The sequence below is a fragment of the Nesterenkonia cremea genome (assembly GCF_014642675.1).
Lineage (GTDB): Bacteria > Actinomycetota > Actinomycetes > Actinomycetales > Micrococcaceae > Nesterenkonia > Nesterenkonia cremea.
The window spans coordinates 168,671-185,381 of the sequence record NZ_BMIS01000003.1 but is presented as its reverse complement, the minus strand read 5'-3'; the positions used below and the strand labels follow the sequence as shown (position 1 = coordinate 185,381).

At 67.6% G+C, this 16,711-nt stretch carries 12 protein-coding genes and 1 tRNA gene; 9 read left to right on the top strand and 4 right to left on the bottom strand.

All coding sequences use genetic code 11. The features are described 5' to 3' along the window. The first annotated feature begins 39 nt into the window (after window positions 1-39). Together nudC and IEW85_RS05060 are read left to right on the top strand one after the other, a co-directional pair. Entirely contained in the window at window positions 40-1,134 is a 1,095-nt protein-coding gene (gene nudC, locus IEW85_RS05065) for an NAD(+) diphosphatase (RefSeq protein WP_188683320.1), read from the top strand. Next, window positions 1,131-3,254, top strand: coding sequence for an ATP-dependent DNA helicase UvrD2 (locus tag IEW85_RS05060; protein ID WP_188683318.1), 2,124 nt, complete (start codon window positions 1,131-1,133; stop codon window positions 3,252-3,254). The genes nudC and IEW85_RS05060 overlap by 4 nt, the downstream gene beginning before the upstream one ends. 28 nt (window positions 3,255-3,282) lie before the next feature. Here the strand turns inward: IEW85_RS05060 and IEW85_RS05055 are convergent, their stop codons facing one another. Then, window positions 3,283-3,828: a M48 metallopeptidase family protein gene (locus tag IEW85_RS05055; RefSeq protein ID WP_229658807.1), complete on the bottom strand. Its 546-nt coding sequence runs from the start codon at window positions 3,826-3,828 to the stop codon at window positions 3,283-3,285. A gap of 72 nt (window positions 3,829-3,900) precedes the next feature. Here IEW85_RS05055 and IEW85_RS05050 point away from each other — a divergent pair, with 72 nt between their 5' ends. Further along, a complete protein-coding gene (locus IEW85_RS05050) occupies window positions 3,901-4,737 on the top strand; it encodes a hypothetical protein (RefSeq protein ID WP_188683317.1) in 837 nt (278 codons plus the stop codon). Here IEW85_RS05050 and IEW85_RS05045 read toward each other — a convergent pair. Continuing rightward, window positions 4,704-6,245, bottom strand: coding sequence for a zinc-dependent metalloprotease (locus IEW85_RS05045; RefSeq protein WP_188683315.1), 1,542 nt, complete (start codon window positions 6,243-6,245; stop codon window positions 4,704-4,706). The genes IEW85_RS05050 and IEW85_RS05045 overlap by 34 nt on opposite strands. A gap of 249 nt (window positions 6,246-6,494) precedes the next feature. On the opposite strand from IEW85_RS05045, the gene IEW85_RS05040 reads away from it, so the two are divergent. From IEW85_RS05040 to IEW85_RS05025, 4 genes are all read left to right on the top strand, one after another. After that, on the top strand, window positions 6,495-7,613 hold the full coding sequence (locus IEW85_RS05040) for a YlbL family protein (RefSeq protein WP_188683491.1): 1,119 nt from the start codon (window positions 6,495-6,497) through the stop codon (window positions 7,611-7,613). 96 nt (window positions 7,614-7,709) lie between these two features. Next, window positions 7,710-10,886, top strand: coding sequence for a UPF0182 family membrane protein (locus IEW85_RS05035; RefSeq protein WP_188683313.1), 3,177 nt, complete (start codon window positions 7,710-7,712; stop codon window positions 10,884-10,886). 105 nt (window positions 10,887-10,991) lie between these two features. After that, window positions 10,992-11,065: transfer RNA gene (locus IEW85_RS05030), tRNA-Met, on the top strand. A gap of 376 nt (window positions 11,066-11,441) precedes the next feature. Further along, window positions 11,442-12,248, top strand: a complete 807-nt coding sequence (locus IEW85_RS05025) for an alpha/beta hydrolase (protein WP_229658806.1) — start codon at window positions 11,442-11,444, stop codon at window positions 12,246-12,248. A 63-nt stretch (window positions 12,249-12,311) separates the two neighbouring features. On the opposite strand, the gene IEW85_RS05020 is transcribed toward IEW85_RS05025, so the two are convergent. Next, entirely contained in the window at window positions 12,312-13,244 is a 933-nt protein-coding gene (locus IEW85_RS05020) for a LysR family transcriptional regulator (protein WP_188683311.1), read from the bottom strand. 90 nt (window positions 13,245-13,334) lie between these two features. On the opposite strand from IEW85_RS05020, the gene IEW85_RS05015 reads away from it, so the two are divergent. Beyond that, a complete protein-coding gene (locus IEW85_RS05015) occupies window positions 13,335-14,327 on the top strand; it encodes a DMT family transporter (RefSeq protein ID WP_188683309.1) in 993 nt (330 codons plus the stop codon). 127 nt (window positions 14,328-14,454) lie between these two features. Here IEW85_RS05015 and IEW85_RS05010 read toward each other — a convergent pair whose 3' ends face one another. Further along, complete coding sequence (locus tag IEW85_RS05010; RefSeq protein WP_188683307.1) at window positions 14,455-15,435, bottom strand: variant leucine-rich repeat-containing protein; 981 nt, start codon at window positions 15,433-15,435, stop codon at window positions 14,455-14,457. Window positions 15,436-15,529: 94 nt separating this feature from the next. Between IEW85_RS05010 and IEW85_RS05005 the strand changes: the two genes are divergently transcribed. Continuing rightward, window positions 15,530-16,621, top strand: coding sequence for a serine hydrolase domain-containing protein (locus IEW85_RS05005; protein ID WP_188683305.1), 1,092 nt, complete (start codon window positions 15,530-15,532; stop codon window positions 16,619-16,621). The last annotated feature ends 90 nt before the right edge of the window (window positions 16,622-16,711 follow it).

The window sequence follows — 16,711 nt, the reverse complement described above, 5'->3', positions numbered from 1 at the left end:
TTCTGCGCGGGTGTCCCCGGTGAGCGATACCGTAGAGGGATGCACTCTTCCGCCGGACTGTCCGCCCCGCCCCGGGCTGCGCACCAGATCGATCGCCGGGATGCGGACAGGCGCCGGGAGGACTGGCTCCGGCAGGTCTGGGCCGTCCCGGACACCCGCGTGCTGCTGCTGAAGGACCGCACCACCCCGGTGCGCATCGGCGACGCCGGGGCGGCCAGCATCCGGTTCGTCTCGCCGGAGAGCATCGCCGCCCAGCCGACGGAGGGCACGGTGTACCTGGGCGAAGTCCCCGCTGACCAAGGGAACTCCACCGAGGCCCGCGGCCATGTGGTGGCGGTCCCGACGCCGGCCGCTGACACCCAGCCCGACGCCGCCTCTTCACGTACAGCCGACCAGCCCAGTGCTGTCGACCAGCCCGATCCCACGGACGCCCCCGGCGTTGACTGGGCCGATCTCCGGATGATCGGGGCGGCGCTGAACCCGCTGGAAGCCGCCCTGTTCACCCAGGCCCTGGCGATCACCGCCTGGCACGCCTCCGCCCCCTTCTGCACCCGCTGCGGCCACCGCACCGAGGTCCGGCACTCCGGGTGGATGCGTTTGTGCCCGAGCTGCGAGTCCGAGACCTTCCCGCGCACCGACCCAGCCGTGATCACCGCAGTGGTCGATGACCGCGGCAGGATCCTGCTGGGCTCTGCCTACCGCTGGGAGGCTCACCGGTTCTCCACCTTCGCCGGATTCGTAGAGGCCGGAGAGTCCCTGGAGGAGGCGGTGATGCGCGAAGTCGGCGAGGAGGCCGGCGTGCGGGTCCGCTCCGTGCAGTACATGGGATCGCAGTACTGGCCCTTCCCGCGCTCCCTGATGCTGGGCTATGTGGCCGTGGCGGAGGACCCGGAGGAGGCCCACGCCGATGACGACGAGATCCGTGCGGTCCGCTGGTTCACCCGCGAGCAGATCCACCGCGAGGTGGTTTCCGGGCAGCTGTGGATTCCGCCGAGCTCCTCGATCTCCCGCGCCCTGATCGACCACTGGTACGGCGGCGACGTGGAGACCGAAGAGCCCGCTCCTACGGACGAGCCGAGCACGCACCATGCCGTTCAGGAAGACCCCACTGACATCTCCGAGGAGACGCGATGACCGCTGAAGAGGTGCTCGAAGGCCTCGACGAGGAGCAGCGCGAAGCCGCCTCCACCCTGACCGGACCGCTGTGCATCCTGGCCGGCGCCGGCACCGGTAAGACCCGTGCCATCACCCACCGGATCGCCTATGGGGTCCGTGCCGGGATCTATGACCCGCACCGTCTGCTGGCGGTGACCTTCACCGCCCGGGCCGCCGCAGAGATGCGCTCCCGCCTGAACTCCCTGGGCGCCCCCGGGGTCCAGGCGCGCACCTTCCACGCCGCAGCCCTGCGCCAGCTGCAGTACTTCTGGCCGCTGGCCATCGGCGGCACCATGCCGCAGATCCTCGACCATAAGGTCCGCCTGCTCGCCGAGGCCGCCCGGCGCCTGCACATCACCACCGACCGCGCCTCGCTGCGCGATCTGGCCAGCGAGATCGAATGGGCCAAAGTCTCCACGCTGACCCCGGACTCCTATCTGGAGGTGGCTGAACAGGGCGCCGGCCGTGCCGAGCCCGGGGGAGTGGACCACCGCACCTTTGCCAAGCTCTACCAGTCCTATGAGGACGTGAAGCTGGATAAGCACCTGATCGACTTCGAGGATGTGCTGCTGCTGACCGTAGGCATCCTGGAGGATGACGAGCGCGTGGCCGCCCAGGTCCGTCAGCAGTACCGTCACTTCGTGGTGGATGAGTATCAGGATGTCTCTCCGCTGCAGCAGCGCCTGCTGGACCTGTGGTTGGGCGGGCGCGAGGAGATATGCGTGGTCGGCGACGCCGCCCAGACCATCTACTCCTTCACCGGAGCGACCCCGGACTTCCTGCTGAACTTCACCGGCCGCCACCAGGAGGCGAAGGTGGTCAAGCTGATCCGCGACTACCGCTCCACTCCGGAGGTGGTCCAGCTGGCCAACACTCTGCTCTCCGACCGCACCCGCGAGCAGGCCCGGCTCACCGATCCGCCCGCCTGGTCGGACCCGTTGCGGCTGGTCTCCCAGAAGAACCGCGGCCCGGCCCCGCAGCTGACCCAACACGCAGACGACGACGCCGAGGCGGCCTGGATCGCCGAGCAGATCGGTGTGCTGCAGGAGCGCGCCGTGCCGCTGAGCGAGATCGCCATCCTCTACCGCACCAACGGTCAGTCCCAGGCCTTCGAGCAGGCCCTGGCCCAGGCCGGCATCTCCTATCAGCTGCGCGGCTCCGAACGTTTCTTCTCCCGGGCCGAGGTCCGGGAGGCGCTCGCTGCGCTGCGCACCTCCTCCCTGGTGGAGGAGGGCGGGGACACTGTCCCGGAGGCGGTGCGCGCTGTGCTCTCCTCCCACGGCTGGCGCCGCGAGGCCCCGGAGACCACCGGTGCGGTGCGCGAACGCTGGGAGTCCATGGCCGCTCTGGTCTCGCTGGCCGACCAGCTCGACGCCGAACGCGAGGACTTCACCATGAAGGCCTTCCTGGCCGAGCTGGAGGAACGCTCCGCCGCCCAGCACGCCCCCACTGTGGAGGGCGTCACCCTGGCCTCCCTGCACTCGGCCAAGGGCCTGGAATGGGACGCGGTGTTCCTGGCGGGGCTGAACGAGGGCCTGATGCCCATCACCTTTGCCAAGGAGCAGAAGGAGATCGATGAGGAGCGCCGGCTCTTCTACGTGGGGATCACCCGGGCCCGGACCTATCTGTCCATGTCCTCGGCCAGCTCCCGGCATTCCGGCGGCCGCGGCAAGCGCCAGCCCTCCCGGTTCCTGCGCCCGCTGCGCCGCGAGCTCGGCCTGGAGGAGCCAACCCGGCGGATCGCCCCGAGCTCAGGCTCGAAGAACCCCAACTCCTCGGCACGGTCCAAGAAGACGGCCACCTGCTCCACCTGCGGCACTGTGCTCAGCGTGCCCACTGAGGTGAAGCGCCGCCGCTGCGCAGAATGCCCGGCCCGCTATGACGAGGCGCTCTTCGAGAGGCTGCGCGAATGGCGCTCCGCCCAGGCCGAGGAGCTGGAGGTCCCGGCGTTCATGGTCTTCACCGATGCCACCCTGGAGGTCATCGCGGAGAAGCGTCCCAGCTCGGATGAGGAGCTGCTGAAAGTCCCTGGTGTGGGGAAGAGCAAGCTGGAGAAGCACGGCGAATCGGTGAAGAAGGTCCTCGCCGAATCGGCCTGATCCCGCTGGCCAGTTCAGTCCGGATCAGTCAGACCTGCCCCATCTGTCGCTGGGCGAAGCTCACGCCCTCCAGGAAGGCGTCTGACTCCTTGGTGTGCGGGTAGCGCTCCACCAGGCGGCGGAAGGCCGGGCCGTGCCCGGGCTCGATCAGATGCGCCAGCTCATGGACCAGCACCCCGTCCTGCACCCAGCCCGGCATCTCCTTCAACCGGGAGGAGAGACGGATGGTGCCCTGGGACGAGGTGGTGGAGCCCCATCGGGTGTTCTGCCGGTCCGACCAGCGCACGCTGACCGGGCGGACGGCGTCGTCGAAGTGCTTCTTCGACAGCTCCAGGGCACGCTGCATGAGGGCCTCATCGCTGCGCTCGCGGCCGGCGGCCTTCTTGCGCAGCTTCTGCTGGAAGGCGCGGGCATGCTCCTCCAGGTGCCCCTTTCCCATGCGCAGCGGCACCCGCAGGCGCAGCGTCCCGCCCACCAGATCAGCACTGATGGTCCGCTTCCGCTTGGCCGAACGGATCACGATGACCTCCCGGCCGTCGATCAACTGCCGCTCTTCGCCTTCTCTGTACGCCATGGGGACCAGCCTAATTCTCGAACCTGTGGATAACGCGACGCGGCCGGAGCCCGACTCTGCGACGATGAGCTCATGGAACCGAACCCACGACGCCGGCTCGCCGCAGTCCTCGTGGACGGCCTGGGCCCGGTGGGCGCGCGCACTGCGCTCGCCCTGGCCGAGGCCGGCGTCGGGACCCTGCTCCTGCGCGACGGCACCCAGGGGAGCGCTGTTCAGCAGAGCAGCACAGCACAGACCGTCGACGCCGAGCAGGTGGGGGATCCGTATCTGAGCATCCACCACGGGCTGCCGCGCAGCACGGGGCTGCAGGATCTGCTGGACCGTGCGGCCCAGCAGCCGGCTTCTCAACCGGCGCCGCAGCAGACCGCGGTCATGGAATGCCCGGCAGATATGCGCCCGGATGGAGCCGATGTCTGTGTGCTGAGCCTGGGGGAGAGCTCAGGCGCAGGCCCGGCAGGCACAAGGTCAGCCTCCAGGACGTCAGCCCTGCATGCAGCGACCGTCTCAGCGGCGGCTCAGCAGGCCAGTCTGGTCATGCCGGTGCTCTGCCCAGCAGCAGGCGAGGCCGAGATCGGCCCGCTCATCGCACAGCCGGGAGTGCTGGAGGGCTTCGCCTGCGCCGGGTGCCGAGAGCTCAGCGCGGCGGCAACAGACATTCAGCCGGCACCAGCCGGAACCTCAGTGGAGCACACCGCCGGCCACAACCCGGCCGACGCCCGTCTCCACCACCAGCTCACCGCCGGGCTCATCACCCGGCAGCTGCTGACCCTGCTGGACGGCGTCCGCAATCCGGCGCTCGCCGAACACAGCCTGCTGCTCAGGCCCGACGGCGGATGGGAACGCCGCCCGGCCCCGGTGCACCCGGAGTGCGCCTGTCAGCTGGTCTCGCCGGAGCCCTTGCCGTCGTAGCCGCCGTCGAGCAGCTTCTGCAGCTCCTCGTCGATCTTGGCCGACTCCTCCTCGCGTTCCTTGCGCCGGGCCTGGTAGCCCTGCGGGTCATCCAGATCCTGCTCATCCGGCTGGACATCCGGGTGGGCCCAGACGTCGTCGCGCCCGGACATGCCCTCGGTCTGGCGCAGATGGGACCACAGAGCGGCGGCGTCGCGCAGACGGCGGGGACGCAGCTCCAGGCCCACCAGGGCGGCGAAGGTGTGCTCCGCCGGGCCGCCGGTGGCCCGGCGTCGGTGCATGGTCTCGCGCAGCTTGGGCAGCGACTCCAGATGCTCGGCCGCCTGGGAGACCACATCGTCCACCCAGCCCTCGACCAGGGCCAGCGTGGTCTCGATCCGCTTCAGCGCGGCCTCCTGCATGGGAGTGCGCTCGGGGGTGAAGAGGCCCTCGCCGAGGACCTCCTGCATGGCCTCCGGGTTGGTGGGGTCGATCTGTGAGGCGGCCTCCTGGATGCGGCCCATATCGATGTGGATGCCGGCCGCGTACTGCGCCACGGCGTTGAACAGGTCCTGCTCCAGCCAGGGGGAGCGGGAGAAGAGGCGCATCCGGGCGGCCTCGCGCAGGGCCAGGAACAGCAGGATCTCGCGGGAGTCCACCTGCAGGCCCTCACCGAACTCGCGGACGTTCTTGGGCAGCAGCGCCATGGAGTGACCGGCCAGCGGCAGTCCGATCTCCGAGGATCCGTGGACCTCCTTGGCCAGTTCGCCCACGGCCTGGCCCACCTGCATGCCGAAGGCCATGCCGCCCATGGACTCGATCATCCCGGTGATCTGCTGGGAGCCGGCGCCGCCCATCATGGAGGCGATCTCCGGGGGCATGCCGCCGCCCTGCTCGTCCAGCTGCTCCTTCAGGGCGCCGGAGAGCGCCTTGGAGACGGATTCGGCCACCGGCTCGGTCAGCCGCTTCCAGGAGTCGAAGGTCTCCTCCACCCACTGGGCGCGGGACCAGGCGTGGCCGATGGTGCCGGGGCTCTCGAAGGCGGTGGCGCCGTCCAGCCACATCTCGGCCAGGCGCAGCGCATCATCGATCTCGCGGCGCTCGGCGGCGGAGACGCTGGGGTCATCTCCAGCGGCGGCCTGACGGGCGGCCTGGCGTGCCATGGTCCAGTTGACCGGGCCCTGGTCCTCCTCGGAGGGGTTCTGCATGGCGGAGAACATCGCCTGCACCTGACCCATGATCTGCTGCATCATCTGCGGGTCCATGGGCATGCCCATCTGCGAGGGGTCGAAGCCCGGGGGCATCCCAGGGAAGCCGCCGGACTGATCGCCGGAGCCGTCCTGGCCCTGGCCGGGGCTTCCGGTGAAGCCCATGGAGGGGCCGCGGCCGGAGCCGTCCTTGCCGGCGTCGGCGTCATCTCCCTGACCGGGCATCTGGCCCCCGAAGAGCTGCTTGAAGAACTCCTCCATGGGGTCCTGCGGATTCTCGCCGTCGCCGGATCCCTGATCGTTCCGGTTGTTCTCGCTCATCGGACGCTCCCTGATCGTGGTCGCTCTGGAGATGGATGAGACACCAGCGTAGCGAGCCTCCCGGGCGCCTGTCTCTGCGCCCATGCCCCAGTTCGCCAGGGGATGAAGGTCAGTGAGAGAATGTCTCAGATCACTATGTCCGAGCGCCCAGATAATTCTGCATCCCCCTACGGTGCCTACGTGCGCGCACGTAGCGCTGCGCCTCCCGGCGTCGTGCCCGCGCCCCATCCGGGTGCGTCGCTGAGGGTCATGCATAACCCGAACCCCTATGCCGACGGGATGCCTGCGCCGGCCTCGCAGCCCTGGACGCTGCGCCGGACCGTCAAGACCGTGGCCGGGGTCTCGGCCCTGGTGCTCGGGCTGACCTCCCTGACGCTGCCCAGCCCGTACCTGTTGGAGGCCCCGGGACCCATCTTCAACACCACCGGTGAGATCGAGGATGAGCCGGTGATCACCATGGACGGTGCGGACACCTATGAGACTGACGGTTCGCTGAGCCTGACCACGGTCTACGTCAACGGCGCCCCCACCAACACAGTGCGCGTGCCGGATGTGGTGGCCGGCTGGTTCTCGCCGACCACGGACATCATGCCTCACGAGCTGATCTACCCCTCCGGCACCACCGCCGATGAGGTCGAGCAGATGAACACCCAGGCCATGGCCAGCTCCCAGGACCTTGCTCTGGCGGCCGCCCTGGAGGAGCTGGACATGGAGTACCGCCAGCAGCTCGACGTGCTGGACTTCGCCCCGGAGGCGGAGGATGCCGGCACCACTGAGGTCCTCGAGGTGGGCGATCAGGTCATCGCCGCCGGGGGAGAGGAGATCACCGGCCTGGAGGGCATGCGGGCAGCGGTGAACGATGCCGCAGGTCAGCCGGTAGAATTGACGGTGATCCGCGACGGCGAGGAGGTCGACGTCGAGGTCCCCACCTACCAGGAGGCCGACGGCGAACACTATGTCGGCATCATGCTTCAGGGAGACTTCGACTTCCCCGTGGACGTGGACATCCAGCTGGAGAACGTGGGCGGCCCCTCGGCAGGCCTGATGTTCAGCCTGGGCATCGTGGATGCGATGACCGAGGAGTCCATGACCGGCGGGGAGCAGTGGTCCGGGACCGGCACCGTGGATCCGGACGGCACCGTCGGGCCCATCGGCGGCATCGCCCAGAAGGCGGTGGGATCGCTGGACCAGGGTGCTGAGCACTTCCTCGTCCCGCGGGACAACTGTCCGGAGCTGGAGGGCAGAGTGCCTGAGGGGCTGCAGACCTACGGCGTCGAGGACGTCGCCGAGGCTCGGCAGATCGTCGAGGCGGTCCGCGACGGCGACGGAGACTTCCTCGCAGGGCTCGAACCCTGCGGAACTGAATAAGCATCACAGACACCGCACTACTGAATACGGCAGCACCAACAACCACACCACGCAGCCCGGCTCGCACCTGGTCCGGGAGGCGAAGAGAGGGTAGACGTGAGTTTCTCTCAGGGATTCGGTTCATCGAACCCCTTCGGAGGGTCAGGGAGCCTGTTCGGCTCCGGCTCCGGTGGGAACAACGATGACGACGGCGGCTCCGGCCGCGGAGGCTCCGGCGGCGGCTTCGGCGGCTTCGGAGGAGGGGGCAGCAGCTCCGGTGAGCGCTCCGGTCCGCGCCGCCCCTCAGCGCTGATCATCACCATTGTGATCATCGCGGCGCTGATCGGCGCCTTCATAGTCTTCGCCGGCTTCTACGCGGAGATCCAGTGGTACAACCACCTGGGCTACTCCGAAGTCTTCTGGACCGAGCGCCTGGCCAGGATCGGCATCTTCTTCGCCGCCTTCCTGATCATGGGCTTCCTGGTCTGGCTGAGCCTGTGGCTGGCCTTCCGGAACCGTCCGCAGAACGTGGGCGGGCAGGTCAACGATTCGGTGGCCCGCTACCAGAAGTCGCTGGACTCCATGCGCCGCCTGATCATGCTGGGCCTGCCCGCGCTGATGGGCATCTTCGCCGGCACCACAGCCCAGGGCGCCTGGGAGACGGTGCTGCTGTTCATCAACCAGGAGCCCTTCGGCGCCGCTGACCCGCAGTTCGGCCTGGACTACGGCTTCTTCGTCTTCACCATGCCCTTCCTGGGCTTCTTCAACGGCTTCCTGATCTCCGTGGTCCTGGTGGCAGGCATCGCCGGCATCCTCTGCCACTACCTCTACGGCGGCATCCGGATCGAGCAGTCCGGCAAGTTCGTCGTGGAGAAGGCCGCCCGCTGGCACATCGCCGTGGTCGGTGCGCTCTTCCTGCTGCTGCAGGGCGTGAACTGGTGGCTGGACCGCTATGCCACCCTGCAGGACCAGGGCGGGAACTGGGCCGGCGCCATGTACACCGACGTCAACGCGGTGATCCCCGCCCAGACCATCTTGGCGGTGGCCGCCGTCGTCGTCGCGCTGGTCTTCATCCTGACCGCGGTGACCGCACGCTGGCGCTTCAGCATCATCGGTGCGGCCATGCTGGTGGTGACCGCCGTCATCGCCGGTGCGCTCTACCCGTTCCTGGTCCAGGAGTACCAGGTCCAGCCCTCCGAGCGGACGTTGGAGGAGGAGTTCATCCAGCACAACATGGAGATGACCCGCTACGCGTACGATCTCGATGAGCTGGAGCAGACCGACTACGACGCCGAGATGGTCGCCGAAGAGGGAGCTCTGGCCGAGGACAGCGTCAATATGGAGAACATCCGTCTGCTGGACCCGAACCTGGTCTCAGCGGCCTTCGGTCAGTTCCAGCAGTTCCGTCAGTACTACTCCTTCCCGGACACGCTGAGCTTCGACCGCTATGACATCGACGGTGACACCCACGACACCGTCATCGCGGCCCGTGAGGTCAACGTCGCCCAGGATGCCTCCTGGGTGAACCAGCACCTGATCTACACCCATGGCTACGGCCTGGTGGCGGCCAACGCCTCCACGGTGACACCGGAGGGCCGGCCCGACTTCACGCTGCAGGGCATCCCCACCCATGGTGATCTCGGCAGCGATGAGGACTACGAGCCGCGCATCTACTTCGGCGAGAACTCCCCGGACTACTCCATCGTGGGTGCTCCGGAGGGTTCTGACCCGATGGAGCTGGACCGTCCGGCCTCGGCCGATTCGGACCAGGACACCGTCTACACCTTCTCAGGCGACGGCGGTCCCTCCGTGGGCAACATCTTCAACCGGCTGGTCTACGCCATTCAGTTCCAGTCCCCGGAGATCCTGCTCTCGGGCGATATGAACGAAGAGTCCCAGATCCTCTATGACCGCCACCCGCGTGAGCGTGTGCAGAAGGTCGCTCCGTTCCTGGAGGTGGATCAGAACATCTACCCGGCCATCATCGGTGACCGTGTGAAGTGGATCGTGGAGGGCTACACCACCTCGGACGCCTTCCCATACTCCACCCAGCAGCAGCTGGAGTCGGCCACCACCGATGCCTTGACCCAGGGCGGCCAGGTGCTGACCGGCAATGTCAACTACATCCGCAACTCGGTCAAGGCCACTGTGGATGCCTATGACGGCTCGGTGGAGCTCTATGCATGGGATCCCGAGGACCCGGTCCTGCAGTCCTGGGAGAACATCTTCCCGGGTACGTTGGAGCCCTACTCGGAGATGAGCGCTGAGCTCATGGACCATGTGCGCTACCCGGAGGACATGTTCCGCGTGCAGCGTGCGCTGCTCGGTGAGTACCACGTGACCGAGGCGGGCACCTTCTACGAGGGCAACGACGCATGGTCGGTCCCCGATGACCCGACGAGCGGCGAGGACAACTCTGTGGCTCAGCCGCCCTATTACATGACTCTGCGGATGCCGGAGCAGGAGGAGGAGAGCTTCTCCCTGACCGGAACCTTCATCCCGCAGGTGGCTGAGGGTGCCCAGCAGCGCAACGTGCTCTACGGCTTCCTGGCCGCATCCGGCGACGCCGGAACCGGTGAGGACGGCGAGAAGCACGAGGACTACGGTCAGCTGCGCCTGCTGGAGCTGCCGCGTGACACTGCAGTTCCCGGCCCGGGCCAGACCCAGGCGAACTTCGACTCCAACGCGCAGATCTCCCAGCAGCTGAACCTGCTGCGCCAGGGAGCCTCCGAGGTGATCAACGGCAACATGATCACCCTGCCCGCCGGCGACGGCATCCTGTATGTCCAGCCGGTCTACGTGCAGTCCACCGGCACCGACGCCGCCTACCCGGCGCTGCGTCACGTGCTGGTCGCCTACGGTGAGGAGGTCGGCTTCGCTGACACCCTTGGCGAGGCGCTGGACCAGGTCTTCGGCGGCGACTCCGGCGTCGAGGTGGCCGAGGGAGCCGGCGTCGAGGGTGAGGCCGTCGATGACGACCTCGAGCTGCCTGAGGATGAAGAGGGCGCCCTCGAGGAGGACGCCGATCTGGGCCAGGATCCTGAGGAGGACGCCGCCGCTGAGGAGGACGCCGCCGCTGAGCAGGACGATGCCGCTCAGCAGGAGGACGAGGAGCAGGCCGATGCACCGGCAGCCGGTGACGGTGACCTCGAGTCCATCCAGGATGAGATCCTCGACGCTTGGGAGGATTCCCAGGAGGCCTTCGAGCAGGGTGACTGGGGCGCCTATGGAGAAGCCCAGGAGCGCCTGTCCGAGGCCCTCGCCGAATTCGAGCAGATGACCGGCGGAGAGTGACGATCTCGAGCGGTGTGGGTGGGATCACGCCCCACCTGCACCGCTCGATTTTGCACAGCGTTCATAAGCTTGTAAGCTATATAAGTCCCGCTCAGGGAAACCCAACGCGGGGTGGAGCAGTTCGGTAGCTCGCCGGGCTCATAACCCGGAGGTCGCAAGTTCAAATCTTGCCCCCGCAACGAGAAGAGAAGGCCCTCGCCATTATGGCGGGGGCCTTCTGCGTGTGTACGGGCCGGGAATGAGAGCCTCCGGTCTGACAGCTGGAGACGGCTCTACACCGGCTGATCGTCAGAACGTCTGTGGTGCTCATGGACCACAGAGGCCGGCGACGGCTCCACGTGACGAAAGGCGTCGTTGTCACTGGTCACGGTCCACATCCCACGATGTGCTCAGGCCCCTTGGTGAGGAGCTCTTCGAAGAGTATGGACGTCTCAGAGAGAATGGGCCACCGAGGAGAGTGACGACAACGCCGAGGAGGGCAGAGACCTGTCTGTCGCCGAGCCGAGTCCTGGGACCACCAGACATCGCCTTCCCCGCCCGAAAGCCCGCAGGCTGGTGATCGTTACGAGCATCATCGCTCTGCTGATGGTGGGAGGCTCTGCGCTTGTGTGGTGGGGGCAGCGTTCGCTGATCTACTTCCCCGGCGGCAGTGCGCCTTCGGTCGAGGACGCGCTGCCTGGGGCGGAGGAGGTCAGCCTCAGCACTGACGATGATCTCGAGCTGGATGCATGGTTCCTTTCGCCCAGCTCAGAGGCGGACCGTGGTCAGGCCGTCCTCTATCTGCCCGGCAATGCCGGTGACCGCTCATCGCGCTCCGGCATCGCCACCGAGCTCAGTGAACGTGGTTTCGGGGTGCTCCTGCTCGACTATCGCGGTTTCGGGGGAAACCCGGGAAGCCCTTCGGAGGAGGGGCTCGCGAGCGACGCCCGGGCCGGCGTCGTCGCCTTGGAGGAGCAGGACTACGAGCCGGAGGACCTCATCTACATGGGGGAGTCGCTGGGCACGGGTGTGGCAGCTCGGCTGCACCATGACGTTCCTCCTGCGGGTCTGATCCTGCGCTCCCCGTTTCCTGACCTCGCCAGCCTTGGACAGGAGCACTACCCGCTTTTGCCTGTGCAGAGGATGCTTCGTGACGACTTCCCGGTCCTGGAACACGTGTCCGGGAGTGAGGTGCCCACCACCGTGATCTACGGAGACTATGACGAGGTGGTGCCGGCCTCTCAGAGCAGGGAGGTCGCGGATGCCGTCGGGCAGAATCTGGTGGAGGAGCTGGAGATCTCCGGAGCCCGGCACAATGACCCAGTGATGTTCGGGCCCGAGGTGGCGGAGGCCGCCGCCCGGCTGGCAGACACCATCGACTGAGGTCTCCCACGTCCATCCACCGTCAGGACGCGTTGCCGCTCTGAAAGCGATCTTGCCTGCTCATCACTGGCCGAGTGGGCCCTGGATCTTATCCCTCGCCGTCGCGGTGAGGACCTCTGATGTGTCTGCCAGCAGAGACCAGTCTTCTGAACCGCGGCGCATCACCATCAGGACGGTGCGCACCGGGGCGATCGGCCCAGAGAGCGGCACCCGGACGACGCCGGCATGAGTCGGGGCCATCCGGGGCATGAAGGAGACGCCGAGCCCCGCGGCCACCAGCGAGGAGACTGCCGTCCAGTCCTGAGCGTGATGCCTCTCCGAGGGTGAGAAGCCAGCCTTGGAGCAGTGCTCCAGAACCTCCTGCCTCGACCCCTGCCCCGGGGACCCCAGGATCCAGCTCTCATCGGCGACCTCCAGCAGGTCGATCTCTCCGTGTTCGGAAGCTAAGGGATGATGTTCGGAGATGATCAGGTCCACGGGCTCGACCACCAGGCGGCGCACGGTGAATCTCGGATGATCGGTCGGCGGAGTATGCTGCCCGGCGGGCATGACGACCAGATCCGCCTCTCGGGAGGTCAACAGCTTCTGGGCGTTGGAGGGCTCGGTCTCTCGAAGAAGCCAGCTGCTGCTCGGGTGCTGTCTCTGCCAGATCGGCAGCGCCGGGACCACGATTGCTGAGACGGCGAAGACATGGGCGGCAATCCGTACCTGTCCGATCTGCGGATCCGCGGCATCGGAGAGCGCGCTGCGAGCCCTTTCCTCGGCCGCATGCAGGTGAGGCGCTTCCCGGACCAGGGCCTGGGCGGCGTCCGTGAGCTCCACCTGCCTCCCACGACGCCTCAGCAGGGGAGCCCCCAGATCTGTTGAGAGCCGCTGCAGCTGCCGAGAGACGCCGGAGGAGTTGCGCCCCAGGACTTCGGCCGCAGCATTGACGCCGCCGTATTCGGACACCGCTTCCAGCAGGGGGAGCGCATCGTCGATGAGTCGAGCTGTCATGGCTCCAGTCAACCATTGCTGGTCCAGCAACGGAATGCAGTGTAAGAACGCCGTGGACGGGAACGGACGCGCTCGGTCATGGTGGTCCGCGTGGAAATTCTCTGTGCAGTCCTGGCCGCCGCTATGTTCGGCGCCGGACACTATATGAGCGGCACGGCCAGCAGGCGGCAGGGACCGGTGGCAGTGGCCTATTGGACCCAGTTCGGTGTCGTCGCTGTGGCCTTGACGCTTCTGCTCGCGCGTCCTGTCGATGGGTGGGATCCTGCCGCCCTGCTGTGGGGCGGTGGAGCGGCCTTGGGTGGCGTCGTGGGATCGCTGTGTCTCTACGCGGCGCTCTCGCGGGCGACCTTCACCCTGGCTGTGGGGGCATCCACCGTGACCACCACGGTCACACCGGCCCTCGTGGCCATGGCGCTGCTGGGGGAACAGGTCACGTCGCTGCGGCTGGCACTGGTGGGCCTCTCGATGCTCACCGTCTGGCTGTTGGTCTCGCAGAAGCGTCAAGAGGGTGTGGCGGTGGTGACATCTCCGCTGCCTGTGGTCACCGGATCCACTCCCGTGGTGCACGAGCAGGACGCTGGCGCATCGGACAGTGCACCGAGGCCTTTGTGGTCACAGAAGAAGTCAGGCTCCAGCCTCGGAGCGGCGCTGCTGCCGCTGGCCGCCGGTCTCGGCTACGCCGTGGAGTTGGTCAGCGTGGCTCAGATCCCAGGGGAGAGCTTCACGCAGGGGCTGTCTGCCTGGGCGGTGGTCTCTCTGGTGGTCATGCTGCTGGTGTTCCTGCTGCGCAGGGACGGTTCTGGTGCGGCGCGCCTGCCCCGTCTGGTCCCGCGCGGCGGTGCCGGTGCGTTGGTGGTGCTCGCCGGCGGGTTCAGCGCAGCCGGCATGATGCTCTTCCACCTCAGTGCGGCCGGCATCGGATTGGCGACCACCTCGGCCGTCGTCGCAGTGTACCCAGCGGTGCCGATCCTGTTGGCGGTGGCGTTGCTGCGTGAGAGGCCCAGCCCGCGCGGCTGGGCAGGTCTGCTCTGCGCGTCCGTGGTGGTGGGGCTGGGGGCTCTCAGCACAGTGCTCCAGGGATAGGTCTTCAGGGTCCCCGGCAGGGCCGGAGGAGTCCCACAGCTGCGCTCACGGCGGCATGGTGGCTGCTGGGATCGGCCAGCCGTGCACGTGCCCTGAGCCCGAGCCTGCGGCGAACCAGTCTGGCGGCTCAGTCGAGCTCGTAGCTCTCCCGGGCCATGAAGAAGCCGTTGCCGGTCTGGGTGTTCCAGCACTCGAAGCCGGCCTGCGAGGAGCTGCAGGCGAAGTCGCCGCTGGCGGCGGTCTCTCCATAGTCCAGGTGGCTGGTCTGGGAGCTCACCGAGCCGTCGCAGGAGGTCTGAGTCTCGCCCTCTGCGTTGATCGTCAGCGTGACCGGGCCGTCGCAGTCCTCGGGAGCGTCGAACTCGTACTCCTGGATGGTGCAGGAGAGCGAGTCGCCGCTGATCTCGCAGCCGATGTTCTCCGAGGGGGCGGAGAAGGTGTCCATCTCCACGGCACCCTCAGGAGCCGGGCGGGCGTCTTCCTCTTCGGGAGCCGCCTCCTCAGGGTCCTGTTCCTGCTCAGGGGCGTCCTGGGGGCCCTGCTCCACGCCGTCCTGCTGCGGCTCCCCCTCGTCATCGCCGAAGAGTTGGAACGGCAGCAGGAACAGCGCGGCCACCACTGCGCCCACCAGCAGGATGCCCATCACGATGAGCAGGCAGCATCCGGCGCCGCTGCGGCTGCGGGAGGCCCGCTCCGGCTCGGCATAGCCGGGCCAGGGCTGAGCCGGCTGCTGCTGGGCCTGCGGGGGATAGGCTGCGGCCGCAGGGTAGGCCGGTGCTGCGGGATAGTAGGCGGCCCCCTCCTCAGGAGTCTCCTCCTGGGGCGGGACCTGGTGCTCGAAGGTGCCTGTGTCGGCATGCAGCTGAGGCATCGCCTGGGTGGCGTTGGCGGCACCTGAGGCGGGCATGGCCTGAGTGGCGTCCCCGCGGCGTCGCAGGCCGGCATCGATCTCTGGGTCTCCCAGGCTGGCCAGCCAGTCCACCAGGTCCGGGTAGGTGTTCGGATTCTCGGCGATCAGCGGCCGCAGCTCCGGGTGATCGCTGGCGAGCTCGTAGAGCTCCTCATGACTGGTCGCAGGGTCTGCCGCTCGTGATGCCGGGTCCGTCATGGAGACCATGATGCACTATCGGCCTGGGACTCGCAGAACGATAGGCTTCATGAGAGCTTTCGGTTCTCCACCAGAGACAAGGGGTGTCCACACTATGCGCCGGCCCGTCCTCCGCCCTGCCGAATCTGCACTGAGCGGAATCCGACTGATCGGCACTGGACTGATCGGTGTCCTGCTGCTGAGCTCCTGCGCACAGGATCCTGGGCCCGATGTCATGGAGGAGCCGGTCAGCCAGGAGTCGCTGGAGGAGTTCCTCGTCGAGCAGGAAGATGTGCTGGCGGAAGAGGCTGTGGTGATGGTCCTGCAGGAGGGCGAGGTTCACACCGCCACCACCGACGGGGCAGATGAGCACACCCTCTTCGAGCTGGCCTCGCTCTCCAAGCCCATGACCGGCATGCTGTTGGCCGACGCTGTGGACCGCGGCGAGGTGGGGTTGGAGGACGCGTTGGCCGAGCACCTGGCGGATCTGGAGGGCACCGAGGCCGGGGAGATCACCCTGGAGGAGCTGGCCACCCACACTTCGGGGCTGCCGCTGGTTCCCGACGCCGACGGGTTCGCTCAGCAGGACCATCAGGCGCGCCAGGCCGGGGAGAACCCCTATGAGGTCAGCACGGAGGAGCTGATCAGTCTGGCCGCCGAGCAGGGCGTGGGGGATTCCGGACGCTACATCTACTCGAATCTGGGCATCGCGCTGCTGGGCCACGCCCTGGCGGAGTCGGCCGGAATGACCTATGAGGAGCTGCTGCAGGAGCGGCTCACCGAGCCGCTGGGCATGGATGAGACCACCACCTCCGACGCCGAGGGCCATCCCTCTGACGAGGACCTGATCCAGGGCTACGACAGCAGCGGAGAGGTGGAGGACTTCGGCTCGGAGGCCTTCAGTCCGGCTTCCTCCTCCCGAGCGACCCCGGAGGACTACATGCTGATGATCGAGGCGATATTCGAGGGCACCGCGCCCGGTGCTGAGTCGGTGGAGCGCTCAGACATCAACCCGGATATGGGCCTGGGCTGGCATCTGAAGCCCGAGGGCTACGCCTGGCACAACGGCATCTCCAACGGCTACGCCAGCCTGGTGGCCCTGGACCCGGATACCGAGACAGCCGTGCTGCTGTTCTCCAACTATGGCGTGGAGAACAGCGAGCTGGGCATGGATCTGCTCCAGGACATCCTCGACGCCGCAGACTGACGTCCCGGCTTCGCTGCACTGACCCCAGCCGCGCGCTCAGCGCAGAGCATGTCGCGCCTTGAGCGCCGTTCTCGCCACCGTCATATGTGT

Bases quoted from the DNA above. Each gene is read 5' to 3' on its own strand.
- IEW85_RS05040 (WP_188683491.1), top strand. From the start codon at position 6,495: ATGCATAACCCGAACCCCTATGCCGACGGGATGCCTGCGCCGGCCTCG.
- IEW85_RS05060 (WP_188683318.1), top strand. From the start codon at position 1,131: ATGACCGCTGAAGAGGTGCTCGAAGGCCTCGACGAGGAGCAGCGCGAA.
- IEW85_RS05055 (WP_229658807.1), bottom strand. From the start codon at position 3,828: ATGGCGTACAGAGAAGGCGAAGAGCGGCAGTTGATCGACGGCCGGGAG.
- nudC (WP_188683320.1), top strand. From the start codon at position 40: ATGCACTCTTCCGCCGGACTGTCCGCCCCGCCCCGGGCTGCGCACCAG.
- IEW85_RS05045 (WP_188683315.1), bottom strand. From the start codon at position 6,245: ATGAGCGAGAACAACCGGAACGATCAGGGATCCGGCGACGGCGAGAAT.
- IEW85_RS05020 (WP_188683311.1), bottom strand. From the start codon at position 13,244: ATGACAGCTCGACTCATCGACGATGCGCTCCCCCTGCTGGAAGCGGTG.
- IEW85_RS05005 (WP_188683305.1), top strand. From the start codon at position 15,530: ATGCGCCGGCCCGTCCTCCGCCCTGCCGAATCTGCACTGAGCGGAATC.
- IEW85_RS05010 (WP_188683307.1), bottom strand. From the start codon at position 15,435: ATGACGGACCCGGCATCACGAGCGGCAGACCCTGCGACCAGTCATGAG.
- IEW85_RS05050 (WP_188683317.1), top strand. From the start codon at position 3,901: ATGGAACCGAACCCACGACGCCGGCTCGCCGCAGTCCTCGTGGACGGC.